We start from the raw sequence: 18,788 nt of genomic DNA, 5'->3' as shown, positions 1-18,788 counted from the left end.
TTTCGTGAGCGCGGTCGCGCGTCCGCACTCAAGATAGGCGCGCGGCGTGAAGGCGAGGATGCGATGAGGTGAACGGGTGGGGGATGGGTCCCGGACCGGGGTGTGGGGTGTCCTGTCGGAGGGCGCGGAATGCCGGTACTGACTCGAACATTTCTTCGAAACTCGCGCCTCGCGGAGATAAAATGAAGCATGTCGAAAATCTCCGGGTTGCGCGAGGCGATGGATCGCCTCGACGAGGCGTGGGGGTCTGCGGGCGATGCCCCGGAGCTCTCCCGCGCGCAACTCGTCGACGTCGCCGACGCGATCGGACTCCTGCAGCGCCGGCTCGATGCACTGCACGTCGACGTGGCCGCCGGCATCGCCCGGGAGTCGCGCGCCGAGCTCGGCGCCGACAGCCTGGCGAAGCAACGCGGCTACCGGACGGCGGCGAAGCTCATCGCCGCGGTGACGGGTATCTCGACGGGGGAGGCACAGCGTCTGGTGAAGGTGGGAGAGGCGACGGCCCCGCGGAGCGATCTGCTCGGTGCGCCGCTGCCCGCGCGGTACCCGCTCCTCCGGGAAGCGCTCGCGTCGGGTGCGCTCGGGGCGCCGGCGGCTGGTCTCCTCGTCGCGCTGCTGGATCGCTGCCGTGTGGCCGCCGGGGCGGAGCGCATCGCCGAGGCGGAGCGTGTGCTGATCGGTGCAGCCGAAGGTCTCGAGCTCGATGCGGTGCGCAAGCTCGTCCTCCGCGCCGAAGCGTGGCTCGACCCCGACGGCGTGGCGCCGCGGGCGGAGGAGCAGCGCGCTCGGCGCGGACTGCGCATCTTCGAACGTGACGGCATGGTGCACCTGCACGCGCAGCTCGATGCCGAGACCGCGGCACCGGTCGTCACTGCGATCCGCGGGCACGTGTCCGCCGTGTTCGCCGCCCGCCTCGACGCCCCGGACGCCGGTGCGCCGGACGCCGACCGGCGCTCGGTCGCGATGATCCAGGCCGATGCGCTGGCCCTCTTCTGCGGGCACGTGCTCGGGTGCGAGGGTGATCGGGTGCCGCTCGCGGGGGCGACGGTGATCGTCCGGGTATCGCTGGACGATCTGCAGGCGGGAGCCGGGTCGGCGACGATCGACGGCCTCGACCAGGTGATCGACATCGGCGCCGCGCGGCGGATGGCTGCCAGCGGCGGCGTCATCCCCTGCGTCCTCGGCGGGGCGAGCGAAGTGCTCGACTGGGGTCGCGAGAAGCGCCTCTTCACACGAGCCCAACGCCTGGCGCTCGCCGAGCGGGATGGCGGGTGCGCCATGTGCGGGCTCCCGCCGGGGATGACGAAGGCTCATCACCTCCGCTGGTGGCAGCGCGACCGAGGTCCGACCGATCTCTCGAACGGGATCCTGCTCTGCGAGACCTGTCACCACCGCATCCACGACAACGGGTGGGAGATCGTCATCGAGGGCGCCGGTGTGAGCGGCCGGCCGTGGTTCCTTCCGCCGCGGTGGGTCGACCCGGAGCGCACGCCGCGGCTGGGCGGACGGGCACGCTTCGATGTCGCGGCCTGAGTGGATAGCGGCTGTTCGCGCACGGTGTCGCGATGGCGCGCACGGGCTCCTGGTGGCCGGCGCGCCTGAATGCCGGATCGCGCTGTCAGCGGCGAAGTCGGGAGCGGACGCGGCGGGCGGCACGCGCGAGGGCGTCGCGCCAGGCGCCGCCCGGCCACTCACGGCGCAGCCGGAGGCTGCCGTCCTCGTTACGCACGAGTTCGACCCGACGGCCCGCGAGAAGCGGCGACCTGCCGAGGTGTGCCGTCACGTCGGGAGCCGCTGTCAGCGGAGCGGTGAACATCCAGCCGGCGTAGCGCACGGCGACGGTGAGGTCGGCTTCGCGAGCGCCGTCCTCACGGAACACCTTCATCGGGTCCAGGGCGATCGGCACCGCGTCGAGGCGCTTCGGGCGCCGGCCGCCGATCTTGCGCTCCGAGCCGGCCGTCGACTCCGCGGGTCGGCCGGGCGTCGGCGTATCGCGCGCGACCAGGTCGACCCGGTCCGCGCGACGTTCCTTGCGGGCGTTGAGAAGCCCGGAGGGGAGATCCTCGGTCGTCGACAGCGGCAGGGACACCAGTCGGTCGGCGGAACCGACGGTCTCGAACACGAACGCTTCCTCGCCGTCCCGGAGCAGACGGACGCGCACGGTGAGCTGCAACCCGCCGCGGGACCAGCGCGCCGCCGTCACGGTGGCGGTGCAGGTCGTGTCCGCCTCGAAGGCAGCGAAGGCGAGCAGGTCGTCGCGGCGATCGGCGCGCAGCAGAGCGGCCCGGATGCGCTGCGGGAACGACAGCCCCGCGTCCACGCCGGGTCCGAAACGACGCTGCGCGAGCGGCACCACCACGTCCAGGAGACGGTCGCGATACTCCGCCGGGTACTTCACCATCCGCCGCCCGGCGATCCGGTTGAGGATCTTGCCGCGGAACCAGTGCCGCAGCAGTCGATCCCGCACCTTCCCCGGTTCGGTGTTCGCCTCGACCACGTCGAGCACGGTCTCCAGATGCGGGAAGTACGACTCCGGTTCGATCCGGGACGAGCTCGCGCTCCCCGGCTCCTTCACCCACGCGTAGCAGGGCTCGCTCGCGAGGACCGAGATCGTGTCGGCGGCGAAGTACGCCTGCATCACGAAGAGATGGTCCTCGAGTCGCACCTTCCCGTCAGGGAAGCGGATGCCGTTCTCCCGCAGGAACGCCGTCCGGAACATCTTGTGCGGCGTCAGCATCTCCAGGATCGGGTCTTCCCCGAGCACGGCGTTCGGGATGTCGCGCTGGAAGATCTTGGCGGGCAGCTTGCGTCCGATGCCCACCTCCTTGCCGACCACGACATCGGAGCCGTTCTCGTCCGCGTAATCGCACAGCCGCTCCAGTGCGCGCGGGTAGAGCCAGTCGTCCTGATCGACGAACTGCACGTACGTGCCCCTGGCCTCTTCGACGCCGCGGTTGCGCGGAGTGCCCGGCCACCCGGAGTGCGGCAGCGAAAGCACGCGCACGTGGGGGCGACCCTTCGCGATGCTCTCGAGCCGCGCGGCCGTCTCCTCCCCGGAGCCGTCGTCGCAGAGCAGGACCTCGAACGCCTCCCGATCCAGCGTCTGGGCGTCGAGAGACGCGATGAGGTCGTCGAACGACGCCTTCGGCCGGAACACCGGTACCACCACGCTCACCCGCACGCGGCCCCCGGCCGCCTCGTCCCCGGTCGCACTGCTCATGGACGTCATCCCCCTGTGATCATGGCCGGCCCGAATCTCCCCCGCCGGAGGTTCCAGCCAACCATCCCTTCCTGTGGAGCGCGCCAGGCTCGCGGCGGTCTCGGGTGTATGCCGACGCCGCGGAGGATCAGTGCAGGGTGAGACCGATCTCGAACGAGCGCCGCCAGGGGAGGGTCAGCTCCACGATTCGCACGTCATCGGCGGGCAGCATCGACTCCAGGAGGGCCGTCAGCTCCGCACGGATGACGCGCTCGGCCGTCGCGACCTGCGAATCCTCGGTCATCGGGTAGATGTCGGGGAAGAGCGACGGGCCCGCATCGGTGCGCACCACGGCCTGGTAGGCGAAATCGTCGAGCAGCCGCGTGAGCAGGGCGATCCGCGCGGCGCGCTCGTCGAAGGAGCCGGCGGCCCTGCCCACCACTGCGGCGGCGGCCACTGCGACGACACTGCCGAGCGTGTTCCCGGCGGTGTTCCACCCGCCGAAGGCCTCCAGGCGCCCGAGCAGTCCGGCCTCGGCCAGCGCGCGTACGAGCGCCTCGTCCGCGCCGTTCGGGTAGCGCACGTCGGCCAGGGCCACGTGCTGCCCGGCGTCCAGACGCTCCCGCACGAGTGCGACCGTCCCCGCGACGGCCTCGGCGTCGACGACCTCCGGCCGCCCGCGGAACATGTCGTGCCGGTCGGGGTCCGGGGCGTGCAGCACGAGGGTGACATCGCCTCCTGCGGCGACCTCCTCGGCGCCGGCTGCGCGGATCTGCCGGCTCGCCGACGCCGCGAGCGACATGTTCTCGTAGGGCGGGATGCGCTCCATGCCGGCGGCGTCCGCGCAGACCACCGAGAACGAGGCGGTCACCCCGGCGTTCGCCGCGAGGGCCCGGGCGACGAGCGCGGCCCCGACCTCGTCGGCCCCCGGGTACATCAGCACGCGCCGGCCCGACGGCAGCATCCGCATCCAGTGCCGGAGCCAGACCTGCTCCGCGCTGCCCGCCGCGAACGGAGCGGTGTCGTCGGCGGTGATCGCCAGGAAGTCGAGGGTCTCGTCCTCCACGAGGCCGAGCGTGGAGAGGTTCATGATGTGGTTGCGCAGCCGCCGAGACGAGTAGTCGGAGACCACATCGGCCGGCACCGGGGTCAGTTCGTCGAGCGGCAGCACCTCGGTCTCGCCGAGCAGCCGGTGCGCGTCGCCGCCGAGCGCGTGGATCTCCTTGCCGTGCTCCGTCCAGTAGGTCGGCTCCTCGGCCGCGGAGTAGGAGTTGCTCGCCCGGGTCACCAGCGACACCGCCGAGATCGGCAGGTCGGGCCGCATCCGCCGCACCTCGCGCAGCACGTCCAGGCGCGCCAGCACGTCGCGGGTGGTGTCGTGACTCGTGCGGCTCGCGATGAGTCCCCCGTAGAGCAGCATGTCCACCGACACCACGAGGTGCACGGTCGCCGGGTCTGCGGCACGCTGGCGCAGCCAGGCGCCCAACCCGTCGGCATCGCCCGCGGTCCGGTAGGAGGGGAGGATCGCGGCGGGCGGGACGTCGAGGGTCACCCCGGCGACGGCCGCGACGTCTCCCGGGAGCTTCACGTTCACCGGGCGGTCGTCGAGGGGCAGCAGCGCGATGCGGGGGCGGAGGATCGGGTCGGACACGAGGAGCCTTTCGTCGGTGAAGAGGGTCGCAGATCGGGGATCAGGGGCGGGCGATGGAGACGAGATACGAGTAGCGGTCGCCGCGGTACACCGACTCGGCGTACTCGATCGGGCGGCTGCGGGCGTCGTAGGTCGTGCGCTTCACGAGGAAGGCGGGGGAGAACGGCGGCGTCTGCAGCGCGGCCGCCTGCTCCTCGTCGAGGACGACCGCGTGGATCTCCTGGTCGGCGCGCACGGCGGTGATGCCGAAACGGGTGCGCAGGTCGTCGTAGAGCGAGTCGCCCTCGATGCCGTCCTCCAGGCCCGGCACCGCGTCGGCCGCGATCGAGCACACCTCCAGGCAGATCGGGATGTCGTCGGCGGTCCGCACCCGGCGGATCCGGACGACCGGCGACTGCGGGCTGAGGTTCAAGGCGTACCCCGCGGTCTGCCCGGCCGCCGCGGTGCCCACGTCGACGGAGAGGGAGCCGGGTCGCATGTTGCGGGCGAGCATGTCCTCCGAGAACGAGGTCAGCTCGAACGCCTTGCTGATCCGCGAGGCGCTCACGAAGGTGCCCGCTCCCTGCAGCCGGTACACGAGGCCGTCCCGTTCGAGCTCGTCGAGGGCGCGACGCACCGTCTGCCGGTTCACCTCGAGCGACTCCGCGAGTTCGCGCTCCGTCGGCAGCTTCTCGTGGGGTGCGAGCCCCTGGTCGATGACCTTCTCCAGATGCCGCCGCACGCGTTCGTGCTTCGTAAGGCCCTCGATCGCCGCCATGGTTCCCCCCTCGTTTGGACTAACCCAATCTTGACGATCACCCGGGATTGTGTCAATGTCTCCTCTCAGCGGTTCCTAATTGGTCTATTCCAATCCTTTGCACGGTCAACGATGAGCGGAGAATCCCCATGCACGTGAAGCACAACATGCGCCGACGCGTCCTGGTCGCCGGGGCGGTAGGCACGGCGACGATCGTCGCCCTGAGCGGCTGCGCCGGCGGCGGCGGTGATGCGGACGGCCCCACCGAGATCACGTTCTCGTACCTGTGGGGAGGGGAGGAGGCGAAGGCGCTGGAGGCGATCATCGCCGACTTCAACGCCAGTCAGGACGACATCGTCGTCAAGGGCGTCTCCAGCCCCGACACCCAGAAGCAGCTCACGTCGATGTCGTCGTCGAACGGCTCCTTCGACATCTCCGACAACTTCGGCAACACCGTCGGCGCCTGGGCTTCGAAGGGCATCCTCGCACCGCTCGACGAGGCGATCGCCGCCGAGGACATCGATGTCGACGACTTCGTCCCCAGCGCCATGGAGCAGATGACCTACGACGGCAAGATCTACTCGCTGCCGATCGCCATCCACAGCTTCCAGCTCCTCTACAACCCGCAGCTTCTGGAGGAGGCCGGGGTCACCCCGCCGACCACGATGGACGAGCTCGCCGCCGCCATCCCGAAGCTCACCAAGAAGGACGCGTCGGGCAAGATCACGCAGCTCGGACTCGGCTCGGCGAACGACAGCACCACCCTCACGACCCTCGGCTACGCGTTCGGCGGGAGCTGGGACGGCGAAGACGGCCCGACCCCCGCGGAAGACGGGAACATCGAGGCCCTGCAGTGGTATCAGGACAACGTGATCGAGCCGGTCGGTGCCGACGCCATGGCTACGTTCGTGTCCGGACAGGGCGAGTACCTCTCCGCGCAGGACCCGTTCTTCAGCGGCCAGGTCGCCATGATCATCGACGGCGAGTGGCGGTCGGCCAGCGCCGCCAAGATCGCCCCCGAGTTCGAGTGGGGCGTGACCGCGATCCCCGCCGCCTCGCCCGACCTGGAGAACAGCACGCAGGTCACCGCGAGCACCCTCTTCATCCCCGCGAACTCGAAGCACAAGGAGGAGGCGGCCACCTTCCTCGCCTACCTCGTGAGCGACGAGCCCATGGAGAAGTTCGCCGTCGCCCTCGGCAACCTCCCCGGCCGCTCCTCCCTCGCGGGCAGCGCCGCGTTCGACGAGCTGCAGGACTTCGGCGTCTGGGCGGAGGCCGCGTCCTCCCCGAACGCGAAGTCCCTGGCGAGCCGTCCGTACAGCGCCGAGTATGCGACCGACCTCGCGACCGCGTTCGACGAGGTCGTGCGACTGACCGCCACCCCGGAGGAGGCGATCGCGACCGTCGAGGAGCGCATGGCCTCCTACGCCTCGAAGTGAGTCGGTTCTCGTGACCACGGCAACAGCACCCCGGGTCCGGCAGGAGAACGCTCCTGCCGGACCCGGCGCTCCCGTCCGGCGGCGCCGCAGCCGCCGGACCACGCTGATCGGCCTGGCTTTCGCGTCGCCGTTCATCGTCGGCTTCCTGTTCCTTTTCGCCTATCCGATCGCAGCGTCGGCGTACTACAGCTTCACCGACTTCAACCTGTTCCAGGCGCCGGAGTGGGTGGGGCTGGACAACTACACCCAGATGTTCGCCGACGGGGTCTTCTGGAAGTCGCTCGCCAACACAGCCGTGCTCACCGTCTTCGGCGTGCCGCTCGCGATCGGCATCGCGCTCGCCGGCGCGCACCTGCTGAACACGCCCGTGCGGGGCCAGCCGCTCTATCGCGCGCTCGTGTATCTCCCGTCGATCGTGCCGGTCGTCGTCGGCGGCTACCTGTGGCGCTGGCTGCTGAACGCCCAATACGGCTTCATCAACTACTTCCTGTCGTGGTTCGGCATCGAGGGGCCGGCCTGGCTGCAGCAGCCGGAGTGGACAAAGCCCGCCATCATCCTCATGTCGTTGTGGACCGTCGGCGGCACCATGATCATCTACCTCGCCGCCCTGCAGGAGGTGCCGAAGGAGCTGTACGAGGCGGCCGAGCTCGACGGCGCGGGGGCGTGGCGCCGCTTCACGAACGTCACCTGGCCCACGGTCTCCCCGGTCACCCTGTTCCAGGTGATCGTGAGCATCATCGGGTTCCTGCAGATCTTCACGCAGCCCTACATCCTGTCGCAGGAGCGCCTCAACCAGGCGGGCTCGGGGCCGGGGCAGTCGATGCTCTCCTACGCGATGTACCTGTACCAGAACGCCTTCGTGTTCCTGAAGATGGGCTACGCCTCCGCCATGGCGTGGACTCTGTTCATCATCACGCTCGCCGTGAGCCTCATCGTGCTCGCGACCTCGAGGAAGTGGGTCCACGATGGTGCACGCTGACATCTCCGCACCGGTGCGCCGGCCCCGCCGCACCCGGCGCACGCTCCGCCGCGTCCGGCAGCAGATCGCGGTGACGCTGCTCGCGCTGCTGTTCCTGTTCCCGCTGCTGGTGATGCTGTCGACCGCGTTCAAGACACCAGGCGACGTCTTCTCCTCCCCGCCCACCCTGCTGCCCGCCGAGTGGACGACGGCCAACTTCGCCGAGGCGTTCGCGCAGATCCCGGTGTGGCGCTACCTCGCCAACACGCTCTTCGTCTCGGGCATGAGCATCCTCGGCACGGTCATCTCCTGCCCCCTCGTCGCCTACGCGCTGGCGAAGGTGAAGTGGCGCGGCGCCCGACCGCTCCTGATCCTCGTGCTCGCCACGATGATGCTGCCGCCGCAGGTCACGCTGATCCCGCTGTTCCTCGTGTGGAACGGGCTGGAGGCGACGAACACCTACCTCCCGCTCATCGTCCCCGCGTTCCTGGGCACGCCGTTCTTCATCTTCATGATCCGGCAGTTCCTCCTCGCGGTGCCGGACGAGCTCATCGAGGCCGCCCGCCTGGACGGTGCCTCCGAGTTCCGCACTTACGCGACGATCGTGCTCCCGCTGGCGCGCCCGGCCATCGTGACCGCCGCGATCTTCCAGTTCGTCTGGGCGTGGACCGACTTCCTCAATCCCCTCATCTACCTCAACGACCAGTCGACGTACACGCTGTCCATCGGTCTGTACGCCTTCTTCGGGGAGAACGACGTGGCCTGGGGGCCGCTCATGGCCGCGTGCGTGATGTTCACCCTCCCGGCCGTGGCGATCTTCCTCCTCGGCCAGAAGTTCTTCATCGGCGGTGCCAGTGCAGGAGCCCTCAAGTGACCCATGAATCCCTCGCCCTCCTCCGCGGCCGGCTCGTCGCCTCGGTCCAGGCCTCCGCGGGAGCCCCCGCGAGAGACACCCACGTCATCGGCGCGCTCGCCGAGTCGGCGCTGCTCGGCGGTGCGAGCGGCTTGCGGCTCAACGGGCCGGAGGACATCCGTCGGGTGCGACCGGTGACCGATGCGCCGATCATCGGGCTCCACAAGGTCTGGAACGGCGTCCGCAACGTCATCACCCCGGAACGCGCGCTCGCCGCGGGGCTGGCGGAGGCCGGGGCCGACATCATCGCGGTGGACGCCACGACGGAGCAGTTCGGCACGGACTTCCGGCTCATCGGGGAGATCGCCGCGGCGACGGGGCGACCGGTGATGGCCGACGTGTCGACGGTCGCGGAGGGCGAGCGGGCCTGGGCGGCGGGGGCGGCGGTCGTCGGCACGACGCTGTCCGGCTACACCCCGCACTCGCCGCGTCAGGACGACCCTGACCTCGACCTTGTGGCCGCGCTCGTCGCCGCGGGGATCCCGACCATCGCCGAGGGTCGCTACCAGACCCCTGCGCAGGTGCGCGCGGCCTTTGACGCCGGGGCCTTTGCAGTCGTCGTCGGCGGAGCGATCACCGATCCGATCGCCCTCACGCGTCGGTTCGTCGCCGCGACGCCGGCCGCCCGGGAGCGCGTGTGATCGTCGGGGTCGACATCGGCGGGACGAAGATCGCCGTCGCCGGGTTCCGTGCGGAGCCGGGCGGGGCGCGCCGTCGCGCCACCGCCGTGCACACCCTGCCGACGCCGGCTCGGGAGGGTGGCGAGGCCATCGTGCGGGCGGTCGTCGATGCGATCGATGTGATCCGCGGCGGGAAGCAGCTCGCGGCGGTCGGCGTGGGCACTGCGGGCGTGGTGGATCAGGACGGCGGCATCACCTCCGCCACCGATGCGATCAGCGGCTGGGCGGGCTTCCCGCTGCGTGCGACGCTCATCCGAGCCCTCGATGCCCCGGTGGTCGTCGTCAACGACGTGCACGCGGCGGCGGTCGCGGAGGCCACGGCAGGGGCGGGTCGGGGAGCGCGTGGTCTGCTGATGGTCACGGTCGGCACCGGCATCGGGGGAGCCGTCGTCCTCCCGGACGGTCTCCGCGCGGGTGTGACCGGCACGGCGGGATCGGTCGGGCACACCGAGCTCGCCCTCCCGCCAGGACTGGCCGGTCGTCGATGCGGCTGCGGAGGGGTCGGGCACGTCGAGGCCGTGGCCTCCGGTCCGGCGTTGGAGCAGACGTACCTCGAGCGCACCGGCACGGCGCGCACGCTGCGGGAGGTGGACGCGGCCGCTCGTGCCGGGGAGCCGGTCGCCGAAGAGGTGATCGCGGAGGGGGCGGCGTTCCTCGGACGCGCGCTGGCCGGGGCGCAGGCGCTCCTGGACGTGGAGGTCGTCGCCGTCGGCGGCGGCGTGGCGGCCATCGGGGAGCGGTATCTCGCCGGGGTCGCCCGCGCCTACCGCGAGGCGGCGATGCCGGGCCCGTCGACGGCCCGGGTGCGATCCGCGGAGCTCGGGGTCGATGCGACCGTCACCGGGGCTGCGGTGCTGGCACCGGTCTGAGTCCGGATTCCCACCCCACGTTCAGCGTTAACGATATATCGTTGAGTATCGTTCACGACTGGGAGGTCATCATGAACAACGCATTCCCCTCCACCCCGTTCGGCGGCAACGGCAACGGCGGCGACTTCGCCGGCGGCCTCGGCAACCTCTTCGGGGGCTCGCAGGGTCCGGCCGGAGCACTGTTCGAAGCGATGGACCAGCTCCGCAAGTCGTTCGAGTCGCGTCCCTCCGGCGGGTCCCGCATGGCCCGCGGGGACGTGCGCGCCGCCGTGCTCTCGCTCCTCACCGAGCGACCGATGCACGGCTACCAGATCATCAACGAGATCGCCGAGCGCAGCGGCGGCACCTGGAAGCCCAGTGCCGGCTCCGTCTACCCGACGCTTCAGCTCCTCGCCGACGAGGGCCTGATCGAGGCCGAGGAGCAGAACGGCCGCAAGACCTACGCCCTCACCGAGGCCGGCCGGGCCGTCGCCGCGGAGAGCACGGAGACCCCGCCGTGGGTGCCGTCCTCCGACAAGGACCGCAGCCGTGACGCCCGGTACAGCGCTCTGCCCAAGGCCGGAGTCGACCTCGCCGCCGCGGCCGCGCAGGTCGGGCGCAGCGGCTCCCCGGAACAGGTGCAGCAGGCCATCGAGGTGCTCGACGAGGCCCGCCGTAGGCTGTACACGATCCTCGCCCAGGACTGACCGCGTCGTGCGGCGTCCGGCGCGGAACGGCGGAAGGATGACGCGATGACGGCAGCGGCGGCACAGGGTCCTCACCGAGCCCGGTACCGCCGCATCCTGTCGTTCGCGAGCCGTGAGTTCCTGAAGATCTGGTGGTTCGAGCTCGTGCTTCCGCGGTTCGGGCTGTCGTCCGTCGCGGAGCGCACGCGCGCCCGCCGCATGCAGCGGTTCGCGCGGCGGTTCCACACGCTCGCGGTCGAACTCGGTGGGCTCATGATCAAGGTCGGGCAGTTCATGTCCTCGCGCCTCGATGTGCTCCCGCCCGAGATCACGGCCGAGCTGGAGGGGCTGCAGGACGAGGTTCCTGCCGTGCCCACCCCGCAGATCCGGGCGCTCGCGGAGGCCGAGCTGGGCATGCCGCTCGAGCGGGTGTACACCTGGTTCGACGACACCCCGGTCGCGGCCGCGTCCCTCGGCCAGGTGCACCGGGCGCGGCTGTCGGCGCTCGATGCGGAGGACACCGGGCTCGACGAGGTCGTGGTCAAGGTGCAGCGCCCGGGCATCGACGAGATCGTCGCCGTCGACCTCGCCGCCCTCCGCCGGGTCGCGCGGTGGCTGACCCGGGTCCGGATCGTCGCCGACCGCGTGGACGCCCCCGCCCTCGTGGAGGAGTTCGCCGTCACGAGCCTCGAGGAGATCGACTACCTCCACGAAGCCCGCAGCGCCGAGCGGTTCCGTGGGAACTTCGCCGACGACCCCCGCGTCGCCGCCCCCGAGATCGTCTGGGAGCGCACGACCCGCCGGGTCCTGACGCTGTCCGACGTGACCGCGATCAAGATCAACGACACCGCGGCGCTCCGGGCGGCGGGCATCGACCCCTCCGCGGTCGCCGATGCCTTCGCTGAGGTCATGTTCGACCAGGTCTTCACGCACCGGTTCGTGCACGCCGACCCGCACCCCGGCAACATCTTCGTCACGCCCGTCCCTTCGACGGGCTCAGGGACCCAAGAGGGCTCAGGGGCCCAGGGCGGCTTCCGGCTCACGTTCATCGACTTCGGCATGATGGCGGAGGTCTCCGACAACCTCCGGCAGGGGCTGCGGACCCTCCTCATCGCGGTGACCGCGCGGGACAGTCGCGGCCTCGTCCGTGCGGCGAAGGAGATCGGCGTGCTGCTCCCCACGGCCGACACGGGAGAGCTGGAGCGGGCGCTGACCGCCCTCTTCGCGCGCTTCGGCGGCATGGGGTTCGCGGAGCTGAGCCGGGTGGACCCGCGGGAGTTCACCGACTTCGCCGAGGAGTTCGGCGACATGGTGCGGCGGCTTCCGCTGCAGCTCCCCGAGGACATGCTGCTCCTCATCCGGGCCGTGTCCCTCACGTCCGGCATGTGCAGCGGCCTGAACCCGGCATTCAACGTGTGGGACGCGGCCGAGCCGTACGCCGCGCGGCTCCTCCGCGACGAGTCCGGAAACCTCATGCAGGACATGGCGGAGCAGGCCATGGCGAACGCGGCCACGACCTGGCGGCTCCCGAAGCGCATCGACGACATCATCACCCGCGTCGACGACGGCAACGTCTCCTTCGACACCTCGCGTCTGGAGCGCCGCCTCGACCGGCTGGAGGGCATCGCACGGCGGATCGCCTCCGGCGTGCTGTTCGCCGCGATGCTCGTCGGCGGGGCGCTGCTCGTCGGTCCGCTCCCGCCATTGGGTATCACCCTGCTGTGGGTCTCGGTGCTGCCGCTCCTCGGCGCCCTCTTCCTGGGCCGCCGCCGCCCCCGCTGACTCCCGCCGAACCCCGCCTGAACCCCGCCCGACGGCCCCGCCAGAACAGGCGAACGCGCGGAATCAGGCGCTCCCAACCAGGAGCGCCTGATCTCCCGCGTCCGCCTGAGGCCCCGCAGGTGGAAAGATGGTCTCTCATGGACACGCCTGAGAAGCCCACCGAACGCTCCGCAGGATCGACCCGTCCGCGCACTGACGCCGTCGTGACCGGGACGCACCGCCAAGCCGCGAAGGCCTCCGAGACCGCGCGCAAGATCGTCCGTGACATCACGACGGTCCCGCCGCGCAGCGTGCACCCGGCGCTCGTGCCCGGTGTCTCGGTCGAGGAGACGGGGCGCACCTACCGCACCGACCCGCTCGTCTTCGGCGTCGCCGCCGCGTTCGCCCTCGCCTTCATCGCGTGGGGCGTGTTCGCGGGGGACAACCTCGCCGGCACCACGAGCACGGTCCTCGCCTGGGTCGTGGAGTACTTCGGCTTCTTCTTCACGACCATCGCCACGATCATCCTCGTGTTCATGCTGTTCGTCGGCTTCAGCAAGTACGGGCGCATCCCGCTCGGCCGCGACGACGAGGAGCCCGAGTTCTCGATGTTCTCGTGGATCTCCATGCTCTTCGCGGCGGGCATGGGCATCGGCCTGGTGTTCTGGGGCGCCGCCGAGCCGCTGACGTTCTTCGAGAACCCGCCGCCAGGCACCGTCGAGGCGAACACCCTCGAGGCCATGCACACTGCGCAGACCCAGGTGCTGTACCACTGGGGTCCGCAGGCCTGGGCGTTCTACGCACTCGTCGGTGGAGCCATCGCGTACGGCGCCTACCGCCGCGGCCGCACGCCGCTGATCTCCTCGATCTTCGCCCCACTGCTGGGCGAGAACCGCACCACGGGCCCGGTCGGCCGCACGATCGACATCTTCTCCATCATCGTGACGCTGTTCGGCACGGCCGCCTCGCTGGGGCTCGGTGCGCTGCAGATCGGGCACGGGGTCGAGATCGTCAGCGGAGCCGGACCCCTCGGCAACGGCATCCTCATCGCGGTCATCGCGGTGCTCACGGCCTGCTTCATCGCGTCCGCCGTCTCCGGTGTCTCCAAGGGCATCCGCGCGCTGTCGAACATCAACGCCGTGGTCGCCATCCTGCTGGCGTTCTTCGTGTTCTTCGTCGGCCCGACGCTGCTGATCCTCAACGTCATCCCGTCGGTCGCGGTCCAGTTCCTCGGCGACCTGCCCACCATGATCGGCCGCTCCGCCTCGCAGGGTGAAGCCGCGCAGGCCTTCCTGTCGAGCTGGACGATCTTCTACTGGGCATGGTGGATCTCGTGGTCGCCCTTCGTCGGGATGTTCATCGCGAAGATCTCGCGCGGCCGCACGCTCCGTCAGTTCGTGTCGGTCGTCATCGTGGTGCCGTCCGCGATCTCGCTCGTATGGTTCGCGATCTTCGGCACCACGGCCATCCAGCAGCAGATGGACGGCGCGGGTCTCGTCGTCGACCCGCCGGAGGAGGTGCTGTTCGGGGTGCTGGAGAACCTGCCGTTCCCGCTCGTCACCAGCATCATCCTGATCATCCTCATCGCGATCTTCTTCATCACGGGCGCCGACTCCGCCTCGCTCGTCATGGGCACGCTGTCCCAGCAGGGCCGCCCGGAGCCGTCGCGCTGGGTCGCCGTCGTCTGGGGTGTGCTCGTCGGGGTGATCGCGGCGGTGCTGCTCGTCAGCGGCGCCGAGGGGAGCGGCCTGCAGTCCCTGCAGAACGCGACGATCATCGCGGCGCTGCCGTTCGCGATCATCATGGCGTTCATGATGATCGCGTTCATGAAGGATCTGCGGCGGGATCCCCTGATCCTGCGCGACCGGTATGCCCGGGCCGCCGTCCGCCACAGCGTCATGGCCGGGCTCGAGGAGTACGGCGACGACTTCGCCCTCGTGCCCGTCGAGTACGACCACTCGGAGGACGACCTCGCCTGGATCGACGAGGACACCGTCGACGACACCCTCGCCGAGGTGTACGAGGCCGCGACCGAGGCGATCGACATCATCCCGCCGGCCGAGGTGGACGCCGCCGTCGATGCGGCGATGGACGCCCCTGCCGACAAGGACTGAACGCGGGAGCTCAGGCGCTCACGCCGGGTCAGGCACGTCCTCACGCAGGACGCCTGAACCGGCGTGGTCGCCTGTCTCGGCAGCCGCGGTGATCCGTGCGGCCATGCCGGAGAAGATGAGCCCGTGGAAGGGCAGCACGGCGAGCCAGTACAGCCGGCCGAGGAGCCCGCGGGGGAAGAACACGGCGCGCTGCTCGTAGCGGGCGCCGTCGCCGTCGGGCACCGCGCGCAGTTCGAGCCACGCCTCGCCCGGCACCTTCATCTCGGCGCGGAGGCGCAGCAGATGCCCCTCCTCGGTCTGCTCGACCGCCTCGACGCGCCAGAAGTCGATCGCATCCCCGACTCGGGCGGCGGTGCGGCTGCGGCGTCCGCGGCGGAGCCCCACACCGCCCACCACGCGGTCCATGAGTCCCCGGACCGCCCAGAGCAGCGGCGACGAGTACCACCCGTTCTCTCCGCCGATCCCGAGGATGACGCGCCACAGCTCCGCGACGGACGCGCGGGTCGCGACGGAGCGCTTGTCCGTGAAGACGGTGCGTCCGGCCCAGTCCGGGTCGCTCGGCAGCGGGTCGCTCGGGGCTCCGGTCACCTCGGCGTCCTGCCAGCTCGTCTCCACGGCGTCCGCGTCCACCCGGCCGAGGGCCAGCGCCACGGACCGGCGATACGGCGTGAGCCCGCCCTCGGGGCGCGGGATGAGTGCGTCGACGGCGTGGTCCTTCATGATGCACTCGTTCTGCAGCGACGCGACGAGCGGCCGGGCGATGGAGCGCGGCACCGGCGTGACGAGGTTCACCCAGTGCGAGGCGAGTTCCGGGGTCAGCACCGGAAGGGCCGCGATGGCGCGCTGCCGCAGCCCGGCCTCCACCGCGTACCCGTTCATCATCTGGCCGTAGCGCAGCACATCCGGTCCGCCGATGTCGACCGCGCGGTTCACCTGATCGTCGACCCGTGCCGCCCCGAGCAGGTAGTGCAGCACGTCGCGTACGGCGATGGGCTGGATGCGGTTGCGCACCCACTTCGGCGCCGGCATGTACGGCAGCACGTCGGTGAGGTGCCGGATCATCTCGAAGGACGCCGAACCGGAGCCGATCACCACGCCCGCCTGCAGGACGAGCGTGGGCACCCCGGACTCCAGGAAGATCTCGCCGACGTGGACCCGGGAGCGGAGGTGCGGGGAGAGCTTCACGTCGTCCGGGTGCAGGCCGCCGAGGTAGACGATCCGCCGCACCCCGGCCCGGGCGGCGGCCGTGGCGACGGTGGTCGCGGCGCGCTCGTCGCTCTCCTCGAAGCCCTTCCCGGCCGACATGGAGTGGATGAGGTAGTACACGACGTCGACGTCGTCCATCGCGGAGGCGACGGCGTGCTCGTCGTCGGCGGACCCCTCGAAGATCTCGCACTCCTCGCCCCAGCCGAAGGAGGCGGCGCGGGCGGCGTCCCGCGCGAGGACCCGGACCCGGTAGCCGGCGTTCAGCAGGCGCGGGGTCAGGCGGCCGCCGATGTAGCCGGTGGCACCGAGCACGAGGGCGCGGGGTGCGGAGCCGTCGTCGCGGGGGACCGCCCGCAGGGCGTCCTCGCGACCGGTGGGCTGGGTGAGCTCGCTCATGCTCCGAGGGTAGATCCCGGGGCCGACATGCGGTACGGGCTTGCGCCCGCAGCATCGGCGCCTCCGGGTGACGTCGCGAGCACCCCCGGCGACAGGGTACGGTCGTATCCGTGACATCCATCGAATCGATTCGACGAGCGCCCGCGGACCGCGCCACCCGCCGCGCGCGCGTCGCCGTCTCGGCGCTGTTCCTCACGAACGGCGCCCTGTTCGCGAACATCCTGCCGCGGTACCCGGAGATCAAGGCCGCCCTCGGCCTCGACAACCTCGGCTACGGTCTCGCGCTCGCCGCCTTCCCCGCCGGGGCGATCGCGGCAGGACTCCTGGCGGCCACGCTGATCCGCCGCTTCGGGTCGGCGCGCATCGCGGTCATCGGCACCGTCCTCACGAGCCTCGGCCTGCTGTCGGCGGCGCTGTCCCCGACCGGCGCGCTCTTCGCGATCGCCCTCTTCGTCGGCGGCGCCTCCGATGCCATCACCGATGTCGCGCAGAACGCCCACGGGCTGCGCGTGCAGCGGCGGTACGGGCGCTCCATCATCAATTCCTTCCACGCCATCTGGTCCATCGGCGCGGTGCTCGGCGGAGTGATGGCCGCGGGCGCGATCGCCCTGCAGCTCCCGCTCGCCGTCCACCTGGGGATCTCGACCGCGGTCTTCGCGACGGTCGCCCTCGTCGCCCTCCGCTTCTGCCTGCCCGGCCGCGACGACGAGGTCGAGGAGGAGGCGGTGGCGGAACCCGAGGAGATCGCCTCCGCGGTCCGTCGCGGCGTTCCGGCGCGGACGGTGCTGTCCGTGATCGCCCTGACCCTCATCGCGATGGCCGGAGCCATCGCCGAAGACGCGGGCAACTCGTGGGCCACCCTCTACCTCGGTGACTCCCTGGGAGCGGCGGCCGCGGTCGCACCGCTCGGATTCATCGCCCTCGTCGGCGCGCAGTTCGTCGGGCGTCTGCTCGGCGATCCGATGACCGATCGCTTCGGGCAGCGCTGGGTGGCGCGGGTCGGCGGCCTCATCGCCGCCGTCGGGATGACGCTCGCGCTGCTCTTCCCGAGCGTGCCCGGCACAATCCTCGGGTTCGCGGCCGTCGGCTTCGGCATCGCCACCCTCATCCCCGCCGCGATGCACGCCGCCGACGAGCTCCCGGGGCTGCGGCCCGGGGTCGGGCTCACCGTGGTGTCCTGGCTGCTGCGGCTCGGCTTCCTGCTGTCGCCGCCGTTCGTCGGGTGGCTGGCGGAGACGCAGAGTCTCCGCGCGGGACTCGTGGTCGCGCCTGTCGCGGCGCTCGTGGCGGTGCTGCTCGCGGGCTTCCTGGACGCCCGGCGCCCGCGGAACGGGTCGGACTAGGCCGGCTCCTCCACGAGATCGGCGCCGCCGTGCGCGGCGTCGGCGTCCGCGGCCTCCTGGATCGCGGCGGTCATTCCCACGAGGAACCGCATGACGACGACGCGCTCCTCGTCGGAGAGGTCGTCCACGAGGGACAGCATGCGCCGGTGCATCGCACCCAGCGTCGCGCGCACCTCGTCGTCGCTGCTCACGGTGGGCACGACGATCCCGGCGCGGCGGTCGGTCGGGTGCGGTTCGCGGCGGGCGTGCCCGCCCTTCTCCAGTCGGTCGATGAGCGTCGTCGTCGACGCGGTGGAGATGTCGAGCATGCGCGCCAGATCGATGGGCCGCACGATGCGCCCGGCCTTCTGCTCGCGCAGCAGGAACCGGAGGGCGACGAGGTCTGTCTCGTTCATCCCCATGGACGCGCGCGTGCGGGCGCGCATCGCCGTCTCGGCGCTGCGGTACCGCCGCAGCATGTTGAGCACGTCGACCGTGGTGGCGCGCTCGCTGTCGGGGTACCAGTACCCGGAGGCGTGGAACTCGCCGGTGCTGTCGGTCACGCGACCTCTCCTTCGTCGCTGGAACCGGCCTCCCGCTCGAGCATCTCCATCGCGCCGGTCTCGACCTCGGCCGGGACGATGCGCAGGAGCCCGCCGGTGATCGCGTCGGTCTCGGCGCCGATGATCTGCTCGATCCGGCGTCGCGAGACGGAGGGGAAGAGTTCCTCCAGGCGTGCGAGCAGATCGGCGTAGCGGATGTACGACGCCTCCTCGAGGCTCAGTGGCTCGGGCATGGCATCCTTTCGGGGGCAGGGTTCCATCATCGCACCTCCGGAAGTCCCTGGTCTCCCGCGAATATCGCTAGTCAGCCTTACTG

Annotated in this window: 16 protein-coding genes; 10 read left to right on the top strand and 6 right to left on the bottom strand. The window is 71.0% G+C overall.

The annotated features are described in order from the left end of the window. Window positions 1–189: 189 nt before the first annotated feature. On the top strand, window positions 190–1,533 hold the full coding sequence (locus KVS71_RS00960; protein WP_254635339.1) for an HNH endonuclease signature motif containing protein: 1,344 nt from the start codon (window positions 190–192) through the stop codon (window positions 1,531–1,533). Window positions 1,534–1,618: 85 nt separating this feature from the next. Here the strand turns inward: KVS71_RS00960 and KVS71_RS00955 are convergent, their stop codons facing one another. From KVS71_RS00955 to KVS71_RS00945, 3 genes are all read right to left on the bottom strand, one after another. Then, window positions 1,619–3,220: a glycosyltransferase family A protein gene (locus KVS71_RS00955; RefSeq protein WP_186326341.1), complete on the bottom strand. Its 1,602-nt coding sequence runs from the start codon at window positions 3,218–3,220 to the stop codon at window positions 1,619–1,621. A gap of 127 nt (window positions 3,221–3,347) precedes the next feature. Then, entirely contained in the window at window positions 3,348–4,850 is a 1,503-nt protein-coding gene (locus KVS71_RS00950) for a DUF4127 family protein (RefSeq protein ID WP_167627846.1), read from the bottom strand. A gap of 40 nt (window positions 4,851–4,890) precedes the next feature. Next, a complete protein-coding gene (locus tag KVS71_RS00945; RefSeq protein ID WP_126893708.1) occupies window positions 4,891–5,607 on the bottom strand; it encodes a GntR family transcriptional regulator in 717 nt (238 codons plus the stop codon). A 128-nt stretch (window positions 5,608–5,735) separates the two neighbouring features. Here KVS71_RS00945 and KVS71_RS00940 point away from each other — a divergent pair, with 128 nt between their 5' ends. From KVS71_RS00940 to KVS71_RS00905, 8 genes are all read left to right on the top strand, one after another. After that, complete coding sequence (locus KVS71_RS00940; protein WP_060921952.1) at window positions 5,736–7,025, top strand: ABC transporter substrate-binding protein; 1,290 nt, start codon at window positions 5,736–5,738, stop codon at window positions 7,023–7,025. 10 nt (window positions 7,026–7,035) lie between these two features. Then, on the top strand, window positions 7,036–8,004 hold the full coding sequence (locus KVS71_RS00935) for a carbohydrate ABC transporter permease (protein WP_082750030.1): 969 nt from the start codon (window positions 7,036–7,038) through the stop codon (window positions 8,002–8,004). Then, window positions 7,991–8,857 (top strand): carbohydrate ABC transporter permease, encoded by an 867-nt coding sequence (locus KVS71_RS00930; RefSeq protein ID WP_025104068.1) that lies wholly within the window; start codon window positions 7,991–7,993, stop codon window positions 8,855–8,857. The genes KVS71_RS00935 and KVS71_RS00930 overlap by 14 nt, the downstream gene beginning before the upstream one ends. After that, entirely contained in the window at window positions 8,854–9,537 is a 684-nt protein-coding gene (locus KVS71_RS00925) for an N-acetylmannosamine-6-phosphate 2-epimerase (protein ID WP_060921951.1), read from the top strand. Before KVS71_RS00930 ends, KVS71_RS00925 begins: the two co-directional genes overlap by 4 nt. Continuing rightward, on the top strand, window positions 9,534–10,445 hold the full coding sequence (locus KVS71_RS00920; protein WP_217582908.1) for an ROK family protein: 912 nt from the start codon (window positions 9,534–9,536) through the stop codon (window positions 10,443–10,445). The genes KVS71_RS00925 and KVS71_RS00920 overlap by 4 nt, the downstream gene beginning before the upstream one ends. 71 nt (window positions 10,446–10,516) lie before the next feature. Next, window positions 10,517–11,131, top strand: coding sequence for a PadR family transcriptional regulator (locus KVS71_RS00915; protein WP_217582907.1), 615 nt, complete (start codon window positions 10,517–10,519; stop codon window positions 11,129–11,131). Window positions 11,132–11,176: 45 nt separating this feature from the next. Then, the gene (locus tag KVS71_RS00910) at window positions 11,177–12,892 is read left to right on the top strand and encodes an AarF/UbiB family protein (RefSeq protein ID WP_217582906.1); all 1,716 of its coding nucleotides are present in this window, start codon (window positions 11,177–11,179) and stop codon (window positions 12,890–12,892) included. Between the two features lie 137 nt (window positions 12,893–13,029). Beyond that, complete coding sequence (locus KVS71_RS00905) at window positions 13,030–14,985, top strand: BCCT family transporter (RefSeq protein WP_060921949.1); 1,956 nt, start codon at window positions 13,030–13,032, stop codon at window positions 14,983–14,985. Window positions 14,986–15,003: 18 nt separating this feature from the next. Here the strand turns inward: KVS71_RS00905 and KVS71_RS00900 are convergent, their stop codons facing one another. Further along, window positions 15,004–16,587, bottom strand: coding sequence for an SDR family oxidoreductase (locus tag KVS71_RS00900; RefSeq protein ID WP_144881502.1), 1,584 nt, complete (start codon window positions 16,585–16,587; stop codon window positions 15,004–15,006). Between the two features lie 119 nt (window positions 16,588–16,706). Here KVS71_RS00900 and KVS71_RS00895 point away from each other — a divergent pair, with 119 nt between their 5' ends. Beyond that, a complete protein-coding gene (locus KVS71_RS00895) occupies window positions 16,707–17,930 on the top strand; it encodes an MFS transporter (protein ID WP_260981450.1) in 1,224 nt (407 codons plus the stop codon). Here the strand turns inward: KVS71_RS00895 and KVS71_RS00890 are convergent. Then, window positions 17,927–18,472: a MarR family winged helix-turn-helix transcriptional regulator gene (locus KVS71_RS00890; RefSeq protein ID WP_060921947.1), complete on the bottom strand. Its 546-nt coding sequence runs from the start codon at window positions 18,470–18,472 to the stop codon at window positions 17,927–17,929. The two genes, KVS71_RS00895 and KVS71_RS00890, sit on opposite strands and share 4 nt — an antisense overlap. Beyond that, a complete protein-coding gene (locus KVS71_RS00885; protein WP_060921946.1) occupies window positions 18,469–18,705 on the bottom strand; it encodes a hypothetical protein in 237 nt (78 codons plus the stop codon). The genes KVS71_RS00890 and KVS71_RS00885 overlap by 4 nt, the downstream gene beginning before the upstream one ends. Between the last annotated feature and the right edge of the window lie 83 nt (window positions 18,706–18,788).

Origin of the sequence: Microbacterium sp. GbtcB4, from assembly GCF_019091465.1 — a bacterium.
Taxonomy (GTDB): Bacteria; Actinomycetota; Actinomycetes; order Actinomycetales; family Microbacteriaceae; genus Microbacterium; species Microbacterium paraoxydans.
Note: the sequence above shows the minus strand (reverse complement) of the source record. Positions and strands in the feature narration are given on the sequence as shown.